At 66.8% G+C, this 21662-nt stretch carries 26 protein-coding genes and 1 tRNA gene; 22 read left to right on the plus strand and 5 right to left on the minus strand.

The window, feature by feature from the left end:
* The first annotated feature begins 3 nt into the window (after positions 1-3).
* The 12 genes from ACP7CK_RS05920 (at position 4) to ACP7CK_RS05975 (ending at position 9724) form a co-directional block, all read left to right on the plus strand.
* The gene (locus ACP7CK_RS05920) at positions 4-192 is read left to right on the plus strand and encodes a DUF6898 family protein (RefSeq protein WP_426025410.1); all 189 of its coding nucleotides are present in this window, start codon (positions 4-6) and stop codon (positions 190-192) included.
* 60 nt (positions 193-252) lie between these two features.
* Complete coding sequence (locus ACP7CK_RS05925; protein ID WP_040349519.1) at positions 253-654, plus strand: hypothetical protein; 402 nt, start codon at positions 253-255, stop codon at positions 652-654.
* Between the two features lie 88 nt (positions 655-742).
* Positions 743-2026: a serine hydroxymethyltransferase gene (gene glyA, locus ACP7CK_RS05930; RefSeq protein WP_292147446.1), complete on the plus strand. Its 1284-nt coding sequence runs from the start codon at positions 743-745 to the stop codon at positions 2024-2026.
* A gap of 8 nt (positions 2027-2034) precedes the next feature.
* Positions 2035-2520 carry a transcriptional regulator NrdR gene (gene nrdR / locus ACP7CK_RS05935; RefSeq protein WP_008264203.1) on the plus strand — a complete coding sequence of 162 codons (486 nt, stop codon included), beginning with the start codon at positions 2035-2037 and terminating at the stop codon, positions 2518-2520.
* Positions 2520-3146 (plus strand): RibD family protein, encoded by a 627-nt coding sequence (locus tag ACP7CK_RS05940; protein WP_372704527.1) that lies wholly within the window; start codon positions 2520-2522, stop codon positions 3144-3146. The genes nrdR and ACP7CK_RS05940 overlap by 1 nt, the downstream gene beginning before the upstream one ends.
* 90 nt (positions 3147-3236) lie before the next feature.
* Positions 3237-3827 carry a riboflavin synthase gene (locus ACP7CK_RS05945; RefSeq protein ID WP_426025411.1) on the plus strand — a complete coding sequence of 197 codons (591 nt, stop codon included), beginning with the start codon at positions 3237-3239 and terminating at the stop codon, positions 3825-3827.
* Positions 3827-4960, plus strand: a complete 1134-nt coding sequence (ribB, locus tag ACP7CK_RS05950; protein WP_292147451.1) for a 3,4-dihydroxy-2-butanone-4-phosphate synthase — start codon at positions 3827-3829, stop codon at positions 4958-4960. The genes ACP7CK_RS05945 and ribB overlap by 1 nt, the downstream gene beginning before the upstream one ends.
* Positions 4957-5418, plus strand: coding sequence for a 6,7-dimethyl-8-ribityllumazine synthase (gene ribH / locus ACP7CK_RS05955; RefSeq protein ID WP_008263826.1), 462 nt, complete (start codon positions 4957-4959; stop codon positions 5416-5418). Before ribB ends, ribH begins: the two co-directional genes overlap by 4 nt.
* A complete protein-coding gene (gene nusB / locus ACP7CK_RS05960) occupies positions 5415-5939 on the plus strand; it encodes a transcription antitermination factor NusB (protein ID WP_008258889.1) in 525 nt (174 codons plus the stop codon). Before ribH ends, nusB begins: the two co-directional genes overlap by 4 nt.
* Complete coding sequence (gene thiL, locus ACP7CK_RS05965) at positions 5939-6928, plus strand: thiamine-phosphate kinase (protein ID WP_426025412.1); 990 nt, start codon at positions 5939-5941, stop codon at positions 6926-6928. Before nusB ends, thiL begins: the two co-directional genes overlap by 1 nt.
* 43 nt (positions 6929-6971) lie before the next feature.
* Positions 6972-7403 (plus strand): hypothetical protein, encoded by a 432-nt coding sequence (locus ACP7CK_RS05970; RefSeq protein WP_154725498.1) that lies wholly within the window; start codon positions 6972-6974, stop codon positions 7401-7403.
* A 173-nt stretch (positions 7404-7576) separates the two neighbouring features.
* Complete coding sequence (locus ACP7CK_RS05975) at positions 7577-9724, plus strand: sodium-translocating pyrophosphatase (RefSeq protein ID WP_426025413.1); 2148 nt, start codon at positions 7577-7579, stop codon at positions 9722-9724.
* Between the two features lie 78 nt (positions 9725-9802).
* Here ACP7CK_RS05975 and ACP7CK_RS05980 read toward each other — a convergent pair whose 3' ends face one another.
* Positions 9803-10282: an outer membrane protein assembly factor BamE gene (locus ACP7CK_RS05980; protein WP_008262615.1), complete on the minus strand. Its 480-nt coding sequence runs from the start codon at positions 10280-10282 to the stop codon at positions 9803-9805.
* A 91-nt stretch (positions 10283-10373) separates the two neighbouring features.
* Between ACP7CK_RS05980 and ACP7CK_RS05985 the strand changes: the two genes are divergently transcribed.
* The 9 genes from ACP7CK_RS05985 to ACP7CK_RS06025 all read left to right on the plus strand — a co-directional run bounded on the left by ACP7CK_RS05985 (position 10374) and on the right by ACP7CK_RS06025 (position 16353).
* Entirely contained in the window at positions 10374-10898 is a 525-nt protein-coding gene (locus ACP7CK_RS05985) for a ubiquinol-cytochrome C chaperone family protein (RefSeq protein ID WP_008259732.1), read from the plus strand.
* Between the two features lie 4 nt (positions 10899-10902).
* Positions 10903-11421, plus strand: a complete 519-nt coding sequence (locus ACP7CK_RS05990; protein WP_035310147.1) for a YceD family protein — start codon at positions 10903-10905, stop codon at positions 11419-11421.
* A gap of 106 nt (positions 11422-11527) precedes the next feature.
* Positions 11528-12604: a phosphate acyltransferase PlsX gene (gene plsX, locus ACP7CK_RS05995; RefSeq protein WP_426025414.1), complete on the plus strand. Its 1077-nt coding sequence runs from the start codon at positions 11528-11530 to the stop codon at positions 12602-12604.
* Positions 12601-13578 (plus strand): beta-ketoacyl-ACP synthase III, encoded by a 978-nt coding sequence (locus ACP7CK_RS06000; RefSeq protein ID WP_154726839.1) that lies wholly within the window; start codon positions 12601-12603, stop codon positions 13576-13578. Before plsX ends, ACP7CK_RS06000 begins: the two co-directional genes overlap by 4 nt.
* 76 nt (positions 13579-13654) lie before the next feature.
* Positions 13655-13963, plus strand: coding sequence for an integration host factor subunit alpha (locus ACP7CK_RS06005; protein WP_035306862.1), 309 nt, complete (start codon positions 13655-13657; stop codon positions 13961-13963).
* A gap of 5 nt (positions 13964-13968) precedes the next feature.
* Positions 13969-14421 carry a MerR family transcriptional regulator gene (locus tag ACP7CK_RS06010; protein ID WP_035306827.1) on the plus strand — a complete coding sequence of 151 codons (453 nt, stop codon included), beginning with the start codon at positions 13969-13971 and terminating at the stop codon, positions 14419-14421.
* Between the two features lie 41 nt (positions 14422-14462).
* Positions 14463-14539: transfer RNA gene (locus ACP7CK_RS06015), tRNA-Pro, on the plus strand.
* A gap of 306 nt (positions 14540-14845) precedes the next feature.
* The gene (gene rsgA, locus ACP7CK_RS06020) at positions 14846-15928 is read left to right on the plus strand and encodes a ribosome small subunit-dependent GTPase A (RefSeq protein ID WP_426025415.1); all 1083 of its coding nucleotides are present in this window, start codon (positions 14846-14848) and stop codon (positions 15926-15928) included.
* A 98-nt stretch (positions 15929-16026) separates the two neighbouring features.
* Entirely contained in the window at positions 16027-16353 is a 327-nt protein-coding gene (locus ACP7CK_RS06025; RefSeq protein WP_154725997.1) for a hypothetical protein, read from the plus strand.
* Positions 16354-16688: 335 nt separating this feature from the next.
* Here ACP7CK_RS06025 and ACP7CK_RS06030 read toward each other — a convergent pair whose 3' ends face one another.
* On the minus strand, positions 16689-17252 hold the full coding sequence (locus ACP7CK_RS06030) for a helix-turn-helix domain-containing protein (RefSeq protein WP_426025416.1): 564 nt from the start codon (positions 17250-17252) through the stop codon (positions 16689-16691).
* 333 nt (positions 17253-17585) lie between these two features.
* Here ACP7CK_RS06030 and ACP7CK_RS06035 point away from each other — a divergent pair, with 333 nt between their 5' ends.
* Positions 17586-18911 (plus strand): acetamidase/formamidase family protein, encoded by a 1326-nt coding sequence (locus ACP7CK_RS06035; protein ID WP_426025417.1) that lies wholly within the window; start codon positions 17586-17588, stop codon positions 18909-18911.
* 279 nt (positions 18912-19190) lie between these two features.
* On the opposite strand, the gene ACP7CK_RS06040 is transcribed toward ACP7CK_RS06035, so the two are convergent.
* The 3 genes from ACP7CK_RS06040 to ACP7CK_RS06050 all read right to left on the minus strand — a co-directional run.
* The gene (locus ACP7CK_RS06040) at positions 19191-20453 is read right to left on the minus strand and encodes a sugar MFS transporter (RefSeq protein ID WP_426025418.1); all 1263 of its coding nucleotides are present in this window, start codon (positions 20451-20453) and stop codon (positions 19191-19193) included.
* Positions 20454-20516: 63 nt separating this feature from the next.
* The gene (locus ACP7CK_RS06045) at positions 20517-21419 is read right to left on the minus strand and encodes an amidohydrolase family protein (RefSeq protein ID WP_426025419.1); all 903 of its coding nucleotides are present in this window, start codon (positions 21417-21419) and stop codon (positions 20517-20519) included.
* Between the two features lie 9 nt (positions 21420-21428).
* Positions 21429-21662 (minus strand): SDR family oxidoreductase (locus tag ACP7CK_RS06050; RefSeq protein WP_291756718.1); only part of this gene is annotated, 234 nt, incomplete at its 5' end.

Here is a 21662-nt window from a genome sequence, read left to right on the forward strand (position 1 = left end):
GACGTGGCGGACGACGACGACCTCGGCGAGGTGATCGTCGAGACCGTGCGCAACGGCCCCTATATCAAATGCTCGGCCATCCATGTGGCCACCGGCCGCGAGGTCAGCGCCATGGGACCGGTCAACGAGCCCAAGGCCGTCGAGCGCGTAGCGATCGCGAAGTTGAGGCGGGCCTTAGAGACAGGTCGATAAGGCGCCCTAGATCGACTTTAACGTCGAACGGTGATTTCCTGCGTGTCGTGGGAGGCGATCATGCTGCAACCAGGCGGACCGGCGGTTCTGGGGTTCGGAGCCTTTTCGATCTTCGCCATGCTCGGCGGCCTGGTGCTTCTGACCGGAGCCGACCATGCCGCGCCGGGCTGCACAGGGCCGGAGGTCAGGCGCTGTGACTTCATCGAAACCGCAAAAGTTGCGGTGGCGAACGATCCGCGCCCCAATCGCAAGTTTGATCCGGACTTAGGTTTCGAGATTGTCGAAATGGGCTCGTCCGTCCGTGTGCAGCAATATCTGCCCAACGGATCGCTGGCCTTGTTCGAGGGGCCAGCCGTTCTGATTGATCGCAAGAGCTGCCGTCCCTGTAGTGTGGAGGTTCGCGCGACCACGGACGGCGACGCTACGGCGCGGTTCATACGCCTTCCTCCGTCGGGCGTTTGAGCCTGACTAAGGGGGCTCACCACAAGATATTGTGGTTCGGCGCGCTGCGGCCTAGATAGGCGGCCTTCTCAGACGCGGGGATTCCGACGTGACCGCCTTCACCCATGACGCCTATTTCACCAAGACCTTGGCCGACGCCGATCCGGACGTCTTCAAGGCCATTCAGGGCGAGATGGGGCGGCAGAAGGAGCAGATCGAACTGATCGCGTCGGAGAACATCGTCTCCCAGGCGGTGCTGGACGCGCAGGGCTCGGTTCTGACGAACAAATACGCCGAGGGCTATCCTGGTCGTCGCTATTACGGCGGCTGCGAATTCGTCGATGTGACCGAGGATCTGGCGCGCGAACGGGCCAAGAAACTGTTCGGCGCGGCCTTCGCCAATGTGCAGCCCCACTCGGGCGCCCAGGCCAACCAGGCGGTCTTCTTCACCCTGCTGCAGCCCGGAGACACATTCCTGGGCATGGACCTGGCCTGCGGCGGGCACCTGACGCACGGGTCGCCGGCGAACCAGTCGGGCAAGTGGTTCCGGCCCGTGACCTACAAGGTCCGCGAAGACACCCATCTGATCGACTATGACCATGTGGCGGAGATGGCGCAGAAGGAGAAGCCGAAGCTGATCCTGGCGGGCGCCTCGGCCTATAGCCGTCACATCGACTTCAAGCGGTTCCGCGAGATCGCCGACAGCGTCGGCGCCTATCTGATGGTGGACATGGCCCACTACGCCGGCCTGGTGGCCGGGGGCGCCTATCCCGATCCGATCCCGCACGCCCATGTCGTGACCACGACGACGCACAAGACCCTGCGCGGTCCGCGCGGCGGCATGATCCTGTCCAACGACGTCGAGCTGGGCAAGAAGATCAACTCGGCCGTCTTCCCCGGCCTGCAGGGCGGGCCGCTGGAGCATGTGATCGCGGCCAAGGCCGTGGCCTTCGGCGAGGCGCTGCAGCCCGAGTTCAAACTGTACGCCCAGCAAGTGGTCAAGAACGCCCAGGCCCTGGCCGGCGTCCTGGTCGAGCGCGGCCTGGCCATCGTCTCGGGCGGCACCGACAGCCACCTGGCCCTGGTCGATCTGCGGCCCAAGGGCGTGACCGGCAAGGCGACCGAGCACGAGCTCGAGAAGGCGCTGATGACCTGCAACAAGAACGGCGTGCCGTTCGACACCGCCCCCTTCACCGTCACCTCGGGCGTTCGCCTGGGCACGCCGGCGGGCACGACGCGCGGCTTCGGCGAGGACGAGTTCAAGCAGATCGGCCACTGGATCGCCGACGTCGTCTCGTCGATGAACGGCGGCGATGAAGCCGATCCGGCCGTGGTCGCGGGCGTGGCGGCCCAGGTGCGGGAGCTGACCAACCGCTTCCCCATCTACCGATGATCTGACCGATGAAGTGCCCCTTCTGCGGTCATCAGGACACCCAGGTTAAGGACAGCCGGCCGTCGGACGACGGCTCGGCGATCCGACGCCGTCGATCCTGTCCGAACTGCAACGGGCGCTTCACCACCTTCGAACGGGTGCAACTGCGCGAACTGGTGATCCTGAAGCGCAACGGGCGGCGCACGCCGTTCGACCGCGACAAGCTGGAGCGGTCGCTGGGCGTGGCCCTGCGCAAACGGCCGGTCCAGCCCGAACAGGTCGAGCAGATGGTCAACCGGATCGTGCGCCAGCTGGAGAGCCTGGGCGAGACCGAGGTGCCCTCCAGCACGGTCGGCGACTTCATCATGAAGGCGCTGAAGGGCGTGGATGAGGTGGCCTATGTCCGCTACGCCTCGGTCTACAAGGACTTCCGCCATACCGGTGATTTCGCCAAATTCCTGGGCGCCGAAGGTTTTGCCGATGGGGGCTTCGACGAGCCCTCCGACAAGGCCTGATGCGCGTCACCCTGAAGCTGGCCACGTCGCTGGACGGGCGTATCGCCACGGCCACGGGCGAAAGCCGGTGGATCACCGGCGAGGCGGCGCGGCTGGAAGGCCATCGGCTGCGCGCCGGCCATGACGCCATTCTGGTGGGCGTCGAGACGGTGCTGAAGGACGACCCCGAACTGACCGCGCGCCTGCCGGGACGCAGCGTGGACCAGCCGCTGCGGGTGGTGCTGGACAGTCGGCTGCGCACGCCGGCGACGGCGAAACTGGCGGGCGAGAACACGCTGATCCTGACGACGGTCGAACCGAAGCCCGTCGGCGCAGCCCAGGTGCGGCGGGTCGATGCCGAAGACGAGGACGGACGTCCTGCGATCCCGGCGGTGCTGAAGGCGCTGAAGGCGGCGGGCGTGGACTCGGTGCTGATCGAGGGCGGGGGGCAGGTCGCGGCCGCCTTCCTGAGGGCCGGGGCTGTGGACCGGCTGGAGTGGTTCCGGGCGCCGATCCTGCTGGGCGGGGAGGGGCGGCCCTGCGTGGCGGCCCTGGCTCTTGCAAAGCTGGCCGACGCCCCCAAGTTCCGTCGCCTGGGCGTCACGCCCGTCGGAGACGATCTGTGGGAGCGCTACGAGCGATCGTGACGCCGCCGCCGGACGTTTTCGCCGGTCGATTTCAGACAATTCAGACTATTCAGACTATGTTTTTTGGGTCCGGAAGGGACCGGAGCCGAAATGTTCACCGGAATCGTCACCGACATCGGGCGCGTTCGCGACGTCCGCGAGACGGAGCGGGATCGCCGCTATGAGATCCAGACCGCCTGGGACGTGGCCGGGATCGACCTGGGCGCCTCGATCAGCCACGCGGGCTGCTGCCTGACGGTGACGGAGAAGGGGACGGATTGGTTCGCGGTCGAGGTGTCGAACGAGACCTTGTCCAAGACCACCCTGGGCGCGTGGAAGGCCGGCGACGGCGTCAATCTGGAACGCGCCGCCAAACTGGGCGACGAGATGGGCGGCCATGTGGTCTCGGGCCATGTCGACGGCCTGGGCCGCGTCGTCTCGATCACGCCGGAGGGCGGGTCGCACCGGGTCGAGGTCCAGGCGCCGGCGCCCCTGCACCGCTATATCGCCGCCAAGGGCTCGATCACCGTGGACGGGGTGTCCCTGACGGTGAACAGCGTCGCGGGACAGGTGTTTTCGTTGAATATCATTCCGCATACGTGGGATGTGACGACCCTGGGCCGTCTGAAGGCGGGCGATCCGGTCAATCTCGAGATCGACATGCTGGCGCGATACCTCGCGCGGTGGCAGGAGACGGCGTGATGCAATTGGCCGCAAACATGAACGACAGCCCGATCAGTCCCATCGAGGACATTCTTGAGGATGCCCGCAACGGCCGTCCCTACATCCTGGTGGACGCCGAGGACCGCGAGAACGAGGGGGACATCATCATCCCCGCCCAGTTCGCCACGCCCGACCAGATCAATTTCATGATCCGCCAGGCCCGCGGGCTGGTGTGCCTGGCCCTGACGGCCGAGCGGGCCAACCAACTGCGGCTGCCGCCGATGGCGGCCGACAATCGCGAGAGCATGAAGACCGCCTTCACCGTCTCGATCGAGGCCAAGGACGGCGTGACCACGGGGATTTCGGCGGCCGACCGGTCGCGCACCATTCATGTGGCGACCGATGCGTCCAAGGGCATGGACGACATCGTCTCGCCCGGCCACATCTTCCCCCTGGTGGCGCGCGACGGCGGGGTTCTGGTCCGCGCCGGCCATACTGAGGCCGCCGTGGACATCAGCCGGATGGCGGGCCTGACCCCGGCCGGGGTGATCTGCGAGATCATCAAGGACGACGGCGAGATGGCGCGGATGCCCGATCTGGTCGCCTTCGCTCAACTTCATGGACTGAAGATCGGCACCATCGCCGACCTGATCGCCTATCGCCGCCGCACTGAGCGGTTCGTCGAGCGGATCATGGATACGCCGTTCGAAAGCGTCCACGGCGGCCCGTTCCGCCTGATGCTGTACCGGAACACCATCGAGGGCGCGGAACACGTCGCCCTGGTGCACGGCAAGATCGACCCGTCCAGGCCGACCCTGGTGCGGATGCACCAGGTGGATTTCGCCTGCGACCTGCTGGGCCATGTCGAGACGCGCCAGGACTATGTGCCCAAGGCGCTGAAACAGATCACCGACCATGACGGGCCGGGCGTGGTCGTCTTTCTGCGCGATCCGTCGCTGACCTCGCTGGCGGAGCGTCTGGCGGGCGTGGACAAGCCTGCGGCGGTGGACCGGTCGCTGCGGGCCTATGGCGTCGGCGCGCAGATCCTGCTGGACCTGGGCGTCAGAGACATGATCGTGATGAGTTCGACGCGACCCGAACCGACGGCGCTTGAGGGCTATGGCCTGCGCATCGTCGGCTGGCGCGACATGGATGGAGAAGACAAGGCGTGACCGAGGCCCCCCGTATTCTGATCGTCGAGGCGCGCTTCTACGACGAATTGGCCGACGCCCTGCTGGAGGGCGCCAAGGAGACGTTGAAGGCGCGCGGCGCCGAGTTCGACGTCGTCACCGTGCCGGGCGCCCTGGAGATACCGGCCGTCATCGCGATGGCCGAGGAGGCCGGACGGTTCCCGACCGCGCCGCGTTACGACGGCTATGTCGCCCTGGGCTGCGTGATCCGCGGCGAGACCTATCATTTCGAGATCGTCTCGGACCAGTCGGCGGCCGGCCTCATGGCCCTGGGCGTCAAGGGACTGCTCATCGGCAACGGCATCCTGACGACCGAGGACGAGGACCAGGCCTGGGCCCGGGCGCGGCTTTCCGAAGGGGATAAGGGGGGCGGGGCGGCCAAAGCCTGTCTCGAGCTCATTGCATTGAAGAAGCGGTTGCGGCTAGGCCTCGGCGCATGACTGAACCGAACAGCGTCAAAGCCGTCCTCGAACAACTGGCCGAGGCCGAGAAGCAGCGGGCCGAGCCTCATCTCAGCTCCAAACAGCGCCGTGCGCGCACGGTGTCGCGTCTCGCCGCCGTCCAGGCCCTGTACCAGATGGAGCTGGCGGGCGAGGGCGTTGAGACGGTGATCACCGAATTCGCCAACTTCCGCTTCGATACGGATATCGAGGGCGAGGCCCTGGCCGAGGCCGACGAAGCCTATTTCGCCGACATCGTGCGGGGCGTGATCGAGAGCCAGCGCGACATCGACACGGCGATCAAGGCCCGCCTGGCGTCCAACTGGAAGCTGGAGCGGATCGACGCCACCCTGCGCGCCCTCCTGCGCTCGGGCGCCTGGGAGTTGATCAAACACCCGGAGACGCCGCGCGAGGTCGTGATCGACGAATATGTCGAACTGGCCAAGGCCTTCTTCGACGATTCCGAGGCGCGGTTCGTCAATGCGGCGCTGGACGGCGTGTCCAGAGACACGCGCAAATAATGCCGTCGCTCGACGTCGCGGGCGAATTCGAGACGATCGAGAGGCTGCTGCGGCCCCTGGCCCATCCCGAATGGGGCAGGGGGCTGGCCGATGATGTGGCGGTGCTGCCGTCCCGGCCCGGTTACGACCTGGTCCTGACCAAGGACGTCATCGTCGAGGGCGTGCATTTCCTGCCCGACGATCCGCTGGACACCGTGGCCAAGAAGCTGCTGCGGGTGAACCTGTCGGACCTGGCCGCCAAGGGCGCCGAGCCTTTCGGCTATCTGCTGGCCTGCTGCTGGTCGGACCGCTGCGGCTGGCCCGAACGCGAGGCCTTTGCGGCCGGGTTGGCGCAGGATCAGGCCCTGTTCGGGGTGTTTCTGATGGGCGGCGACACGGTCAGGACGCCGGGGCCGGCGGTGTTTTCCCTCACAGCCCTTGGCTGGGTTCCGGCGGGTGGGGCGGTGTCGCGCGCGGGCGCCCAGGTGGGAGACCTGGTCTTCGTCACCGGAACCATCGGCGATGGCCTGCTGGGGCTTCAGGCGGCGCAAGCCAAGCTGAAGCTGGACGCCGAACGGCTTGCGCGCCTGATCGACCATTACCGCACCCCCATGCCGAGACTGGACTTCGCGGAGGTCGTCCGGAACCTGGCGACGGCGGCGGCGGACGTGTCCGACGGTCTGGCGGCGGACCTGAACCATATCGCCAAGGCCAGCGGCGTCGGCATTGCCCTGAACCTCAGCGTCCTGCCCCTGTCCGCCGCCGCCCAGGCCTGGTTCGAGGACCGGGTCGATCCGCAGGCGGCGCTGGAGGACCTGGCGACCGGCGGCGACGACTACCAGATCGTCTTCACCGCCCACCCTCGCCATGAAGAGACCCTGCGTCGCGAGGCCGAACGCCGCCTGCTGCGCCTGACCCGGATCGGGGCGGTTACGGCGGGCGAGGGCGTTGCGGTCGACTATGGGGGACGGCGGATAGAGTTGGCGCGGCGGGGCTGGACCCATGGCTGAGCCGGCAACACAATCCTAACCGCGCACCGCTAGGGTGGCGGTCATGGATCGCAGAACCTTGATCACGTCTGGAACAGTCGCCCTGGCCGGCGTCGCTGCTACATCGGCCCGGGCCTCATCCAGCAAGACCCCCGCCGAGGCCCCGGCCTTGAGCATCCCCGGCGTCGGCCTGCCGGTGATCGCCGATGGTCGCCTTAGAAACTACGTCTTCGTCTCGCTGAAGCTGCATATCGGCGGGGGCAAGACGGTCGAGCAGATGCGGCCCAAGGAGGCGTTCTTCCGCGACGCCTTGGTCAAGGCGGCCCACCGCACCCCCTTCACTGTTGCGGGCGACTGGACGCGGCTGGACGAAAACCGGATGTCTGCGGCCCTGGTCGCGGCTGCGAACGCGATCTCTGGACGGGGCTCCGTCGCACGGGCCGAGATCATCGCCCAAAACCCGCGCCTGCGCGCGGGCATGACGCCGGGCGTCTGAAGGTCCGCAACCATGGTTGCGTCAACTTGACGCCCATGACACGCTCCCTCTGCAAATCCCAAGGGACGCACTGACGCGTCCGCCGCGCTCGGGGGGACCGGACGTCGGACAGAGGCGATAACGCCCGCCGTCGCAAGGATCCGTGCGCTTGTTGCAAGGGCATGGAAACGTCAATGACGAACTCACTTACGCTGGTCTTCGCGGCAGGCGTTCTGGCGGTGCTGTACGGCGCCGCACAGACCGCAGTGCTGATGAGGGCGAGCACCGGCAATGACAAGATGCGAGAGATCGCCGCCGCCATTCAGGAAGGCGCCTCGGCCTATCTGAAGCGGCAATATCTGACGATCGGCATGGTCGGGGTCGTGATCCTGATCGCCGCCTATCTGCTGATCGGCGTCTATGCGGCGGTCGGCTTCGTGATCGGGGCCGTCCTGTCGGGCGCCGCCGGTTACGCCGGCATGCTGATTTCGGTGCGGGCCAATGTGCGCACGGCGCAGGCGGCGTCCGAGAGCCTGTCCAAGGGACTGAACCTGGCGTTCCGCTCGGGCGCCATCACCGGCATGTTCGTGGCGGGCGGCGCCCTGATCGGGGTGTCCGGCTACTTTATCGTGCTGACCCATCACCTGGGTCTGGGCTCGACCAGCCGCGAGGTGATCGACGGTCTGGTGGCCCTGGGCTTCGGCGCCTCGCTGATCTCGATCTTCGCCCGTCTGGGCGGCGGCATCTTCACCAAGGGCGCCGACGTGGGCGGCGACATGGTGGGCAAGGTCGAGGCCGGCATCCCCGAGGACGATCCCCGAAACGCCGCGACCATCGCCGACAATGTGGGCGACAATGTCGGCGACTGCGCCGGCATGGCGGCCGACCTGTTCGAGACCTATGCGGTGACGACGGTGGCGACCATGGTGCTGGCGGCCATCTTCTTCCGCGATCAGCCCTATGTGGGCGCCCTGATGGTGCTGCCGCTGGCGATCTGCGCAGTCTGTATCGTCACCTCGATCATCGGCAGCTTCTTCGTGCGGCTGGGCAAGAGCCAGAACATCATGGGTGCCCTGTATCAGGGGCTGATCGTGACCGGCGTCCTGTCCATCGGCGCGGTCTGGTGGGTGATCAACCAGATGGTGACGGGGCCGATCGTGACCGGAAGCGGCCTGACGATCCAGCCGATGGCCCTGTTCTGGTCCGGCATGGTCGGGCTGGCGGTGACGGCGGCCATCGTGGTGGTGACGGAATACTACACGGGGTCGAAATTCCGGCCGGTGCAGTCGGTGGCCAACGCCTCGGTCTCGGGTCACGGGACCAATGTGATCCAGGGGCTGGCGGTCTCGCTGGAGGCCACGGCGCTTCCGGCCCTGACCATCATCGTCGGCATCGTGGCCAGCTTCCAGCTGGCGGGTCTGTTCGGCATCGCCATCGCCACCACCACCATGCTGGGCGTGGCGGGGATGATCGTGGCGCTGGACGCCTTCGGGCCGGTGACGGACAACGCCGGGGGGATCGCCGAAATGGCGGGCCTGCCCAGCGAGGTGCGGCGGTCGACCGATGCGCTCGACGCGGTGGGCAACACCACCAAGGCCGTGACCAAGGGCTACGCCATCGGTTCGGCCGGCCTGGGCGCCCTGGTGCTGTTCGCGGCCTATACGTCGGACCTGCAGTATTTCTCGGCCAATCCGGCGGACTATCCCTTCTTCGCCGACATGGGGCCGATCGCCTTCGACCTGACCAACCCCTATGTGGTCGTGGGCCTGCTGTTCGGGGGACTGCTGCCCTTCCTGTTCGGCGGCATGTCGATGATGGCGGTCGGGCGTGCGGCCGAGGCCGTGGTGGCCGAGGTGCGGCGGCAGTTCCGCGAGAACCCGGGCATCATGACCTATCAGGTCAAGCCGGAGTACGGACGGGCGGTGGACATCCTGACCAAGGCGGCGATTCGCGAGATGATCGTGCCGTCGCTGTTGCCGGTGCTGTCGCCCATCGTCCTGTTCGTCGCGGTGCTGGCGATTTCGGACAAGGCCAACGCCTTCGCCTCGCTGGGCGCCATGCTGATGGGGGTGATCGTCACCGGCCTGTTCGTGGCTGTGTCGATGACCTCGGGCGGCGGCGCCTGGGACAACGCCAAGAAGGTGATCGAGGAAGGCTTCACCGACAAGAACGGCGTGGTCCACGGCAAGGGCTCCGAAGCCCACAAGGCGGCCGTGACCGGCGATACGGTGGGGGATCCTTACAAGGACACCAGCGGCCCGGCGGTGAATCCGATGATCAAGATCACCAATATCGTCGCCCTGCTGCTGCTGGCGGTGCTGGCGAGCGGAAATATCGGCTAAGCTTGTACGAAGACGCCCCGGAGAGTGATCTCCGGGGCGTTTTTTCGGCGATGCGTCGGACCCTAGTCCGGGCGGCGCTTAGTCTGGGCGGCGTTGGCCGGGGGTGTCGTCCTCGGTGCGCGGCAGCTGGCCGCGACCGACGTTGCCCAGCAGCTGTTCGAGCACGGTCAGGGCGCGGCCGCGGGTCGGCGTCTCGGTCCGGTTCATCGCGATCTGCTCGCCGTCGGCCAGGCCCAGGGTGCGGACGGCGGCGACCTTGTCGCCGTTCGGCTCGAAGGTGACTTCGGTGATGGTGCGGCTGGCGACGACCGGGCGGTTGTAGGTGTATTTCTCGGTCGTCTGGCTGATGTAGTACCAGACCTGATCCGGTTCGAAGGTCGAGGTGGTCGACGGCGAACCGAGGCGGGCCAGGACGGTTTCCTTGGTGTCGGTCCCCGCGACGATGTCCTGGGGCTTGGCGTCGATGGCCTGGAAGCCGTTGGAGCCGATCATGGGCGCGCAGGCGGCGGACAGGCCGGCCAGGGAAACGGCGACGAAAAGCGGGACGAAACGAGACATGATCGGGCGCCTGCGAGAGAACAAGGTCTTTGACCTAGACGGACCTGCGTCCTAGTTCAACGGCGCGGCGGAAAAGGGGCCGTATAAAACCATGCTGAAATACCTGTTCAAACCCCGGCCCGGCGTCCGCATCGGCGACGCCCTGTACGCCCTGGCGGTGGAACAGGCGCGCCATCTCGGCTTTTACACGCGTCTGGGCGTGGCCGACCGGATCGACGCCCGCTTCGAGCTCTATACGCTGCACGTGCTGCTGCTGGTGCTGAGGCTGCGCGACGAGAACACCGAGGCCGGGCGGGACGCGGCCCAGGCCCTGTTCGACGCCTATGTCTCGGCCCTGGACCATGCGCTGCGCGAAGAAGGCGTCGGCGACGTCTCGGTCGGCAAGAAGATGCGCAAGCTGGGCGAGGCCCTGTACGGGCGGATGAACGCCTATGAGACGCCGCTGCGCGACGACGACGCGACGGCGCTGGCCGAGGCCCTGGCGCGCAATGTCTATGCAGAGACCGGGGCGGAACGGGCGAATGATCTGGCGCGCTACGCCCTGGCGGCGCGGGCCGGCCTGGCCGCGCAGGAATTCAATGATGTGCTGGCGAAGCCGGCCTGGACGGATGTTTGAGACGATGAGCGTGAGCCTTCCCTACAGCGAGACGGTGCGGATCAACCAGATCGGCGCCGGACTGAGCCGGCGGCTGGAGCCGGACGCAGACACGCGCAAGCGAATCGCTCGCGCCCTGGACCTGCAAGGTCTGGAAGATTTCACGATCGACGTGGAGGTGAAGCCGACCCCGTCGACCAGCGAATGGACGCTGAAGGGCCGGGTCAGCGCCCATGCGGTCCAGACCTGCGGCCTGACGCTGGAGCCGCTGCCGGTCGACGTGGATCGCCGCTTCTCTATCCAGCTGGCCGAACGTGCGCCCACGGAGACCGACGAGATCGAGGTCACGCTGGACGAGGAGGACGCCGATCTGATCGAGGACGGCAAGATCGACCTGGGCCAGTACGCCGTCGAGCAACTGGCCCTGTCGTTGGATCCGTTCCCGCGCAAGCCAGGCGCGGAGTTCGTGCAACCGGAAGAACCGGCCGAAATCTCGCCCTTCGCCGCCCTGAAGGCGCTGAAGCCGCAGGACGGCCAAGGCTGAGGTTGACGTTAGGGCCGGGTGGTTGCATCCCCCGGCTTGGGCGCTATCGTCCAGCGCCCTATATCAAGCGTCGCGCGACAAGACGACGCGGCTATTCGAGGTCCATTTGCCAGCCCCAGTTACGATCTCGCTTGACGCCATGGGCGGCGATCACGGCCCATCCGTCGTTATTCCCGGCGTCCGCAGCTATATCCTCACCCATGGCGGGGAGGGGGTTCGCTTCCTGCTGCACGGTGACGAAGCCCAGATTCGGCCTGAGTTGGCGCGCGCCGACCTGTCGGACGCTGTCGCCGAGATCCGCCATACCGAAAAGGTCGTGGCCATGGACGAGAAGCCCGCCCAGGCCATGCGCCGGGGCAAGGGCTCCAGCCTGTGGAACGCCGTCGAGGCGGTGAAGACGGGCGAGGCCGGCGGCGTCGTGTCGGCCGGCAACACCGGCGCCCTGATGGCGATCTCCAAACTGATTCTGCGCATGTCCGCGCCGGGGCTGGAGCGGCCGGCCATCGTCGCCAGCTGGCCGACCTTCAAGGGCCATACGGCGGTGCTGGACGTGGGCGCCAATATCGGCAGCGACGCCGAGCAACTGGTCGAGTTCGCCATCATGGGCGAAGCCTTCCAGTCGGCGGTGCGCGGCATCGCCCGGCCGACCATCGGCCTGCTGAACGTCGGTTCGGAAGACATGAAGGGCAACGAACAGGTCAAGGAGGCGCACGCCATCCTGCGCGACGGGCCGTTCGACCTGAATTATCACGGCTTCGTCGAAGGCGACGACATCGCCAAGGGCACGGTGGACGTGGTCGTGACCGACGGCTTCACCGGCAATATCGCCCTGAAGACGGCCGAGGGCACGGCGCGCTATATTTCCGCCCTGCTGCGCGAGGCCCTGACCTCGAACCTGCAGTCCAAGCTGGGCGCCGCCATCGCCATGCCGGCTCTGAAGAAGATGCGCGAGAAGATCGATCCCAGCACCATCAACGGCGGCCCGCTGCTGGGGCTGAACGGGATCGTGGTGAAGAGCCACGGGGGCGCCGACGCCAAGGGCTTCGGCAATGCGATCCGCATCGCGGTCGATCTGGCCCGCAGCGACTATATGACCAAGGTGGGCGCCAATCTGGGCAAGCTGGACGCCGTGTTCGACCATTCCAGCCCGCCCGCCGCCCCCGCCGGAGAACCCCTTCAGTGAGCGTCACCCGCAGCGCCGTGACCGGCGTCGGCTCCTATCTGCCGGAGCAGATCGTCACCAACGCCGACCTGGCCAAGTTCGTCGATACGTCCGACGAGTGGATTCAGGAGCGCACCGGCATCAAGCAGCGCCACAAGGCGCGCGACGACCAGCCGACCAGCGATCTGGCTGTCGAGGCCGCCAGGAAGGCCCTGGCCGACGCCGGCAAGACGGCGGCGGACGTCGATCTGATCATCGTGGCCACGACCACGCCGGACATGACCTTCCCGGCCGTGGCCTCGATCGTTCAGCACAAGCTGGGCGCCGGGGTGGGCGTGGCTTTTGACGTCCAGGCGGTCTGTTCAGGCTTCGTGTATGCGCTGAGCGTGGCCGACGGCTTCGTGGCGCGCGGCCTGTCCAAATGCGCCCTGGTGATCGGCGCCGAAGAAATGACGCGGCTGATGGACTGGACCGACCGCACCACCTGCGTCCTGTTCGGCGACGGCGCGGGCGCCGTGGTGCTGGAGCCGCGCGAAGGGCAGGGGACCTCGGCCGATCAGGGGATGCTGGGCTTCGCCCTGCGCGCCGACGGCTCGAAGACCGATCTGCTCTACGTCGACGGCGGTCCGGCCACGACCGGGACCGTGGGCCACCTGCGGATGGCCGGGAATCAGGTGTTCCGTCATGCCGTGGTCAATATCGCCGAAGGCATCACCGCCGCCTGCGCCGCCGCCGGCATAGAGATCGCCGACGTGGACTGGTTCGTGCCGCATCAGGCCAATCAGCGGATCATCAAGGGCGTCGGCGACCGGCTGGGTCTGGACGAGACCAAGGTGATCTCGACCGTGGCCCTGCACGCCAACACCTCGGCCGCCTCGATCCCCCTGGCGCTGGACGCGGCGATCCAGGACGGACGGATCAAGAAGGGCGACATGGTCCTGCTGGAGGCCATGGGGGGCGGCCTGACCTGGGGCGCCTGCGCGCTGCGCCTCTAAGTCCGGCAGAGGCATTGATTTTTCGGAGACTTTGCGTCCCTATACGCCCAGCCTACCGCTACCAGACGGGGATATGATGTCAGGCCTACAGACCGTAACGCGCGCCGACCTTTGCGAAGCCGTGCATGAAGAAGTCGGTCTGTCCCGGCAGGAGTGTTCGGCCCTTGTCGAGCGCACCCTGGAACTGATCGTTGAATCCCTGGAACAGGGCGATACGGTCAAACTGTCGGGCTTCGGCGTGTTTCAGGTTCGCGAGAAGCGCGCCCGCATGGGGCGCAATCCCAAGACCGGCGAACCGGCGGCGATCAATCCGCGCCGGGTCATCAGCTTCCGCGCCTCTCAGATCATGAAGAGCCGGGTTCACGACGCCGTCGTCGAGGCCTGAGTCCCTTGGCCAAGAGCCCAGACGCCTTCCGCACGATCTCCGAGGCGGCCGAGGAAGTCGGGGCGCCGCAGCATGTGCTGCGCTTCTGGGAAACCAAGTTCAGTTTCGTGGTTCCCGTGAAACGGGCCGGGGGGCGCCGGTTCTATCGACCGCAGGACATAGCGGTGCTGAAGGCCGTGCGGCGGCTGCTGCACGACGACGGCCTGACGATTCGCGGGGTTCAGCGCCTGCACAAGGAGCAGGGGCTGAAGAAGCTGGTCGGCGCCGAGGCGGCGGCCCTGATCGAGGATGGCGAGACGTTCGCCGCCATCGCGACGCCGGTCCCGGCGCGCCCCGTCTCGATGTCGCACGCCGGGCGCGCTGAACATGCGGACCTGCAGGGTGTTCTGGCCGATCTGGAGCAGGCGAAGGCGCGTCTGGACGCCGTGCTTTCGCGGTCGGTGGAAAAGTCGTTTTAGCGTTTGCGGTCAACGGTCGCCCCGTCTATAGGGAGCGCCTTCGGAGCGTGGCGCAGCCTGGTAGCGCACTTGACTGGGGGTCAAGGGGTCGCAGGTTCGAATCCTGTCGCTCCGACCATTTCCTCTAAGGAAACGGTTGGTTAGAGGGGCCGCTTTCGGGCGGCCCCTTTGCAATTCGGGTCGCTGTCGGCCCGCCGTCCTTTTACCAACTGCGGTGAGCGGTCATAGCCTCCGCCCTGGCCCAAGCCTCGCGCCCCGCATCATTCCAGGCCGACCCCAGTCGGCGCAGCTGTCGATGTGAGCCGTTGTCGGGGCGGATGAAATGACAGGGCGTGAGCGCCCTTGCGTGCTGAGCCTCCTGCGAGATGCTATCAGGGTAAACGGCAGGGACATTGTCGCCGCAACCAACAGGGATTCCCTTGATTTGATCGGACAATATGGATGGTCGACGTCTCTGGCGTCGGCCTTCGAGCCCCATGAGCGTGCGGGCCACACGCCGGGCCGCATCATTCTTCACCAGCGGGACGGTTACGTCGTCGCGACCGACAACGGCGAAATACGCGCCAAGGTTTCGGGGCGGCTACGTCATGAGGCGGGGGAAATCGGGCATCCGGCGGTCGGGGACTGGGTCGCCCTTTCGTTCGGCGCGCAGGAGCGCACGGCCACGATCCACGCCTTCCTGCCGCGCCGCACGGCCTTCGTCCGCAGGGCGGCCGACAGTATGCGGAAACTGCAGATCCTGGCCGCAAACGTCGATGTGGCCTTTATCGTCACCTCCCTGAACGGTGATCTCAACCTGCGCCGGATCCAGCGATATCTGGCGGCGGCCTGGGAAAGCGGCGCCCGGCCTGTCGTGGTGCTGACGAAATCGGACCTGTGCGCCGATCCGGAGGGCCAGGCGGCCCGCGTCGCAGCCCTGGAGCCGGGCTGTCCTGTGTTGATGGTCTCGGCACGCCAAGGCGTGGGCCTCGACGCCTTGCTCGCCCAGGTGGGGAGGGGGGAGACCTGCGTGCTGATCGGCTCGTCCGGCGTCGGCAAGTCGACCCTGGTCAACGCCTTCCTGAACGAAGACCGGATGGCGACGCAGGCCATCCGCGAGACCGACGATCAGGGGCGGCACACCACCAGCCACCGCCAGCTCATCCTGCTTCCCGGCGGCCGGTTGATGCTGGACACGCCCGGTATCCGCGAAGTCGGTCTGATCGACGCCGAAGCGGGCGTGAGCGCCGTGTTCGAAGACATCGAGGGTCTTCTCCAGACGTGCCGGTTCACCAACTGCAGTCACGCCAACGAGCCGGGCTGCGCCGTGCAGGCCGCCGTGCAGAGCGGCGCGCTCGATCCCGCGCGGTGGGCGCATTACCAGAAGCTGACCCTCGAGGCGGCTGCGGCCGAGCACGAGCAGGAGCGGGCGGCGAAGGCGGTAGAGCGTCGCCGGCTCGGCGCGCTGCAGAAGGTGTACCGCGCCACCAAGAGGAACGACCGGGCGGCGGCGACTGATCGTCCGTGATCGGTTCCAATCCTCCTCAAGACGGGTTCGGACGAATTATGGCCTTTCCCGCAGCCAATCAGGCTAGTCGAGAGATTCAAACCTGAAAGAGTTCAAAAATGCCCGCGTACACCATCGTAACCACCAGTGCGGTCCAGGGCGGCGACACCGCCGAGGTCAACACGCTGACGGACGACTTCGCCAATGACAGCGAGGCGCTGGGCTATGCGCGTCGGATGGCCGACGAGATGATCGACATGGCCCATCAGCTCCTGCTGGATTTCGATTACAGCAATGTCGGCGTCTATGACGGCGATCTGATCGACGAGGACATCACGCCCGACCACGCATCCCTGATCGGCGTATGGGTGCTCGACGAAGACGGCTCCGCTTGCGTGACCGCAGAAGAATTCCGCGAGGGGGCGACCGAGGTCGAGCCTTCCTGATCGTCACGCCGTCGGATGCAGTCGCGGACTATAGCTATCGTCGAATTTTGGGTTGACCGCACTGCGCACGACGGTGAGAGGAGAGCCTGCGGCCTTGGTAGCGGCCCTGTCCCAGTCGGCGACAATCAAGGGCAGATAGGCAAAGGAAGCAGTCCCAACGGTCTACTCAACAGTCGGTAGACGGAGAAGGTCTGCTAGGGGGCGGTGTGCGAAGTAGGCATAGCGCCCGAAGCGGACCTCCGGCTCACGCGGAATGTCGCGTTTATGGCAAGGTCCGCATGATCGCCAATTGGCGCAAGATGGTGGCGGGGAAGGATAGCTCAGCGCGCCGGTGTCTAGACCACAGTGTAGAGGAGCGGGTCGCCTGCGGACTCCTTTGCGCGGACATAGTCCGAACGGCTTATGCCGGTCAGGTCGCGAAAGTCGCGGTCCAGATGGGCCAGGTCATGATATTCCAGAACCGCATCGTGCCCGGATTTCCCATTCCACGGCCGCGGATGAAGGGAGCGCAGCACGCGTTGCAGTCGCGCCAGCCTCAGAAGCCGCTTGGGAGAGCAACCGACCTCCCGCTCGAACGCCTTCGAAAGGCCACGCGGCGTGAGGCCGACCGACCGGGCGATCTCATGCACGGGCGCGCGCAGTTCGCCGAGGAGGATTCGGTCGCTCAGCGCAAGCGTCGGCGACACGGGCGCGGCCACAAGCGCCAGACGACGTCTGAACCAGTCGCAAACGATGCGCTGTCGGGCATGGAAATCACCGGCCTCGAGCAGTGGACGAATCAGACTGTCGTCAGCAGCCGCGTCTATGGCCGTCAGCAGAACTCGACGTCCGGCAAGGCGCGAAAGCTGCATTCCGGACAAGGCCACAGCGCCACGGCCCGTCAGAATGGCGGTAAACACCGTCGCCGGAACATCGGTCCAGGCGGCCGTTGGCGTGAGAACCGGCCCCCCAGGGCCACCCGCGGAGCCGGCCCGACGCCGGCCAAGTGGTAATCGCCGCCGGTCATAAACTGGAGCATGGGATGAGCGACGGGCAACTCACGCAAGTCGTCGAAGCCCTGTGCGTCGCGACGTTCCGCAAAGCCTGAAATCCAGGGCCCGAGATCGGACGGCGGTGGTGCAAAGGCGACGTACAAGGCGACTTTCCGTTGGTCCGGTTCCGATTTCTACATGGCTTCCGCAACGGGACGGCTTAATTCGACGACAGGAACGCCACCGCCAGAGGATCCTTCGATGCGCACCATCCTGATCGCCGGATTGTTGACCCTGTCGGGTGGGCTTCAGGCCGCCGCGGAGCCGCAGACATGGCTGCTGTCGGTCGACCGTTGGGGCAATGCCGAACACAGTCTGCTGACGCTGGACGCGGACGGCGAAACGCTGTTCGGCGACGTCAACGGCTGGGCCCTGAGCGGCCGCCGGGATGGCGACCAGATCCACTTCGCCGCAACCGACTCCCATGGCGTTCCGTATCGGTTCGAGGGCCGTCTGGAGAAGGGCGCCCTTTCGGGTTGGGCCGACTATCCCGACACCAGCAATACCGGCCCGCGCGCCCGGCACGCTCTTCGCGGGCTTCGGCTGGAGATGCCTGATGGCCCGCCGGGCCGCCGGTCCTATTCGCCGGAGGCCTTCTCCAATACCTTCACCGCCGACCTGCCGCCGGTCATGGTCATCCAGCCGGGCGACATCGTGACCACGCGCACGATCGATTCAGGCGGCGTCGATGAACACGGTCGCGTCGCTGCCCTCTACGGCAATCCGCAGACGGGGCCGTTCTTTGTCGCCGGGGCGAAGGCGGGGGATGTTCTGGCGATCCATATCCGCAGCCTGCACCTGAACCGGGACTATGCCGACAGCCTGGACGGCGTCGCGAGTCGGGCCATGTCACTTGGTCTGGCGTCCCGGGCGGGCGGCCTAGGTAAGAGGGTGCGCTGGCGTCTGGACCGGCAGGCGGGCACGGCCCGACTGGAGAATCCGCCGGAGAACCTGAAAGACTATGTCGTGCCGGTCCGCCCCATGCTGGGCGGTCTGGGCGTGGCGCCCGATTTCGGCTTCGCGGCCCAGTCGGCGGGCGACACCGGTCGGTGGGGCGGCAACATGGACTTCAACCAGATCGGGGAGGGGGCGACGGTGTACCTGCCCGTGTTCCAGCCGGGCGCCATGCTCTTCCTTGGCGATGGTCACGCGCTTCAGGGGGACGGGGAGACGACGCAGTGGGCGCTCGAGACCTCACTCGACGTTGAATTCAGCGTTGAGGTTCTCCCGGCCCGCCCGCTCGCCGCGCCCCGGGGCGAGACCCGCGACCGGATCAGCGTGATCGGCCAGGCCTCGTCGCTGGACGAGGCTGTCCGCGCCGCGACCGCAGCCATGATCCAGTGGCTGGAACAGGATTACGACCTTAGCGTTTCGGAGGCTTCGCTGATCCTCGGCACGGCCGCCGAATATCGGGTGGCGACGCTGGCGGGCCGCAATGCCGGCCTCACCCTCAGCCTGGACAAGGCCCGGCTCAAAGGCTTGGGGACGAGCGAACCCCTGGATGCCGCCTTCCCGCCGTCCCGATAGTCAAGTCGAGGCGGGGGCGGCCAGCGCCATCTCGATGTCCGAGAAGGTCTGGCCGCCGCTCCCGCAAAAGGCTGTGTCGAGACCCTCGGGATCGACTCCAAGCCGGGCCGCGAGCGCCGCCGCCGATGCTCTCGGCAATGCCGTCAGGGCGGCGACGCGGGCGTCGGTCGTGTCATCCTCGGCATGCCGGTGTCGCGGACCCTCACCGTGGATTCGAAGGCGGCGGGAAGACACCTGCGGGGCTATGAACGGCGTCCGACTGGCGACACGAGCCGACGATCAAGCGCGTGAACGGACCCCAAGCGTTGCGCCCTTCCAACCGTACCAAGCCACCACCGCGAAGCAGACTGCGGGCAGCAGGAAGGCGACGTTGGCGCCGTAGAGATCGGCGATCTTGCCCATGGGCCAGGGCAGCAGGACGCCGCCGCCGATGGCCATGACCATCAGGGAAGACGCCTTCTTGGTGCCGGCGCCGAGGCCGGTCGTGCCCAGGGCGAAGATGGTGGCGAACATGGTGGACATGAAGAAGAAGACGGCCAGAAGGGCGATGGGCGACACCTTGTCGATGCCGGCGGCGACGATCAGGGTCAGGACCACATTGATCAAGCCGTAGGTGGTCAGCAGGACACGAGGCTTGATCTTCAGCAGCAGGGCGGTGGCGAAGAAGCGACCGACCAGATAGCCGATGGCCGCGAGCGACAGCATGAAGGCGCCTTGCTGCGACGTCAGACCCTGCCAGTTGTGGGTCACCAGATTGATGAAATAGGCGCCGATGCCGACCTGGGCGCCGATATAGAGGGCCTGGGTGATCACGCCGGCGATGAAGTGCGGCTGCTTCGAAAGGGGCAGGGCGGGGGTGTCGCCTTCCGCCGCGCCGCCGTGGTCCGACAGGCCGGTCTCCGGCAGGCGGGCGCGCCAGACGGCGATGGCGAAAAGGACCACGCCGACGGCGATCAGGCCGTAGACGATCTGAATCGAGCGCGTCGCGCCGCCCAGAGCCTGGGTCGTCGTCGGGCTGAAGAAGACCGCGCCGCCGATCAGCGGGCCGAAGAAGACGCCCAGGGCGTTGAACGACTGGGCTAGGTTCAGCCGCTGCGAGGCCTTGGCCGGATCGCCCAGGACGTTGACGTAGGTGTCGGCGCTGGTTTCAAGGATGCACAGGCCGGCGGCGAGAACGAACATCGAGCCGACGAAGGGCAGGAAGGCGCCCGCGCCCGCCGCCGGGATGAACAGCAGGGCGCCGATGGCGGTGACCGCCAGGCCCGACACGATGCCGAACTTGTAGCCGCGCGCGTGCAGCAACATGCCCGCCGGAATCGACAGCAGAAGATAGGCACCGAAATAGGCGATCTGCAGCCAGGCGCTGTCGGCCTGGCTGATGCTCAGCGTCTCCTGGAAATGCTTGTTCAGCACGTCCAGCAGACCATAGGCCAGGCCCCAGATCAGGAAGCAGGCGATGGCGAAGGCCAGCGGACCCTTCAGGTCGCCGACGGGTTTGGCAAGGCCTCCGGGCGTGTGGGCGGCGTCGGTCTCGATGACCATGGGATACTCTCCTGGATTTCCTCGGGGGCCTGGCCGTCTTGCTGCGGCTTCGGCGGAGTGGGGCTAGATGCGGTAGATCGCCTCGGCGTTGGCGGCGAACAGGTGGTTGCGCTCGTCGGTCGAGAAGTCGGCCGTGATCGCGTCGAAGGCGGAATAGAAGGCTTCGAAGCTTCCGTGGACGCTCTCGACCGGGAAGTCCGAGGCGAACATGGCCCGCTCGGTCCCGAAGATGTCGATGCATTCCAGCACGGTCGGACGGATGGTTTCGGGCGTCCAGGCGCGGTCGGTGATGCCCAGGCCCGAGATCTTGATCGAGACCTGGGGCTGGGCGGCCAGCAGACGCAGACCGATCCGCCAGCGCTCCATGCCGACGTCGTTGCGATCCGTCGGCAGGCCGGCGTGGTTGACGATCATCGGGATGTCGGGGTGGCGCGCGGCGATGATGGCGGCGGTCGCCATCTGCGACGGATAGAGCTGCAGGTCGAACGACAGGCCGTGGCGGGCCAGTTTGGCGAAGCCCGCGACCCATTGCGGATTACGCAGCAGGTCGCGGTCGGTATAGGTCCTCAGCGGATCCTCGTGCCAGCAGACGATCTGGCGCACGCCGCGCACGTTCGGACGCGCGGCATGGGCCTCCAGCAGGGCGTCGAGGTCGGGATCGAGCAGGTCGGCGCCGGCGACGATGGCGTGCGGCCAGCCTCGGTCATCGGCGAGGGACTGGAGCCAGTCGGTCTCGGCCAGTTGCCGGCCCCTAGGCTGGCCGGCCTCGACGTGGACGATCTTGTCCACGCACCAGCCCGCCGTATCGGCCAGATAGTCGTCCAGTAGGTAGTCCTTGTGCGCGATGGGCGACATGTCCCCCGCCGGATTGTTCGGCAGGGGATCGTCCTGAATCCAGCCATAGCGCGCACGCGACAGGTCCCACAGGTGGACGTGGCTGTCGACGATGCGAAGATCCGAAGCCACCCGCGCGCCCTAGTACGTCGTGCGTCCGCCGGACGTGTCGAACGTCGAGGCGGTGGTGAAGCTGCATTCTTCGGAGGCCATGAAACAGACCATGGCGGCGCTTTCCTCGACCTCGCCCAGGCGACCCATCGGGATCTTGGAGCGCATGTATTCGACCTGGCTGGGCGGAAGCTGTTGCAGGATCGGGCTTTCGAAAGTGGCGGGGGTCAGGCTGTTGGCGATGACGCCCTTGTCGGCCAGTTC

The organism is Brevundimonas sp. TSRC1-1, assembly GCF_049898245.1.
Lineage (GTDB): Bacteria > Pseudomonadota > Alphaproteobacteria > Caulobacterales > Caulobacteraceae > Brevundimonas > Brevundimonas mediterranea_A.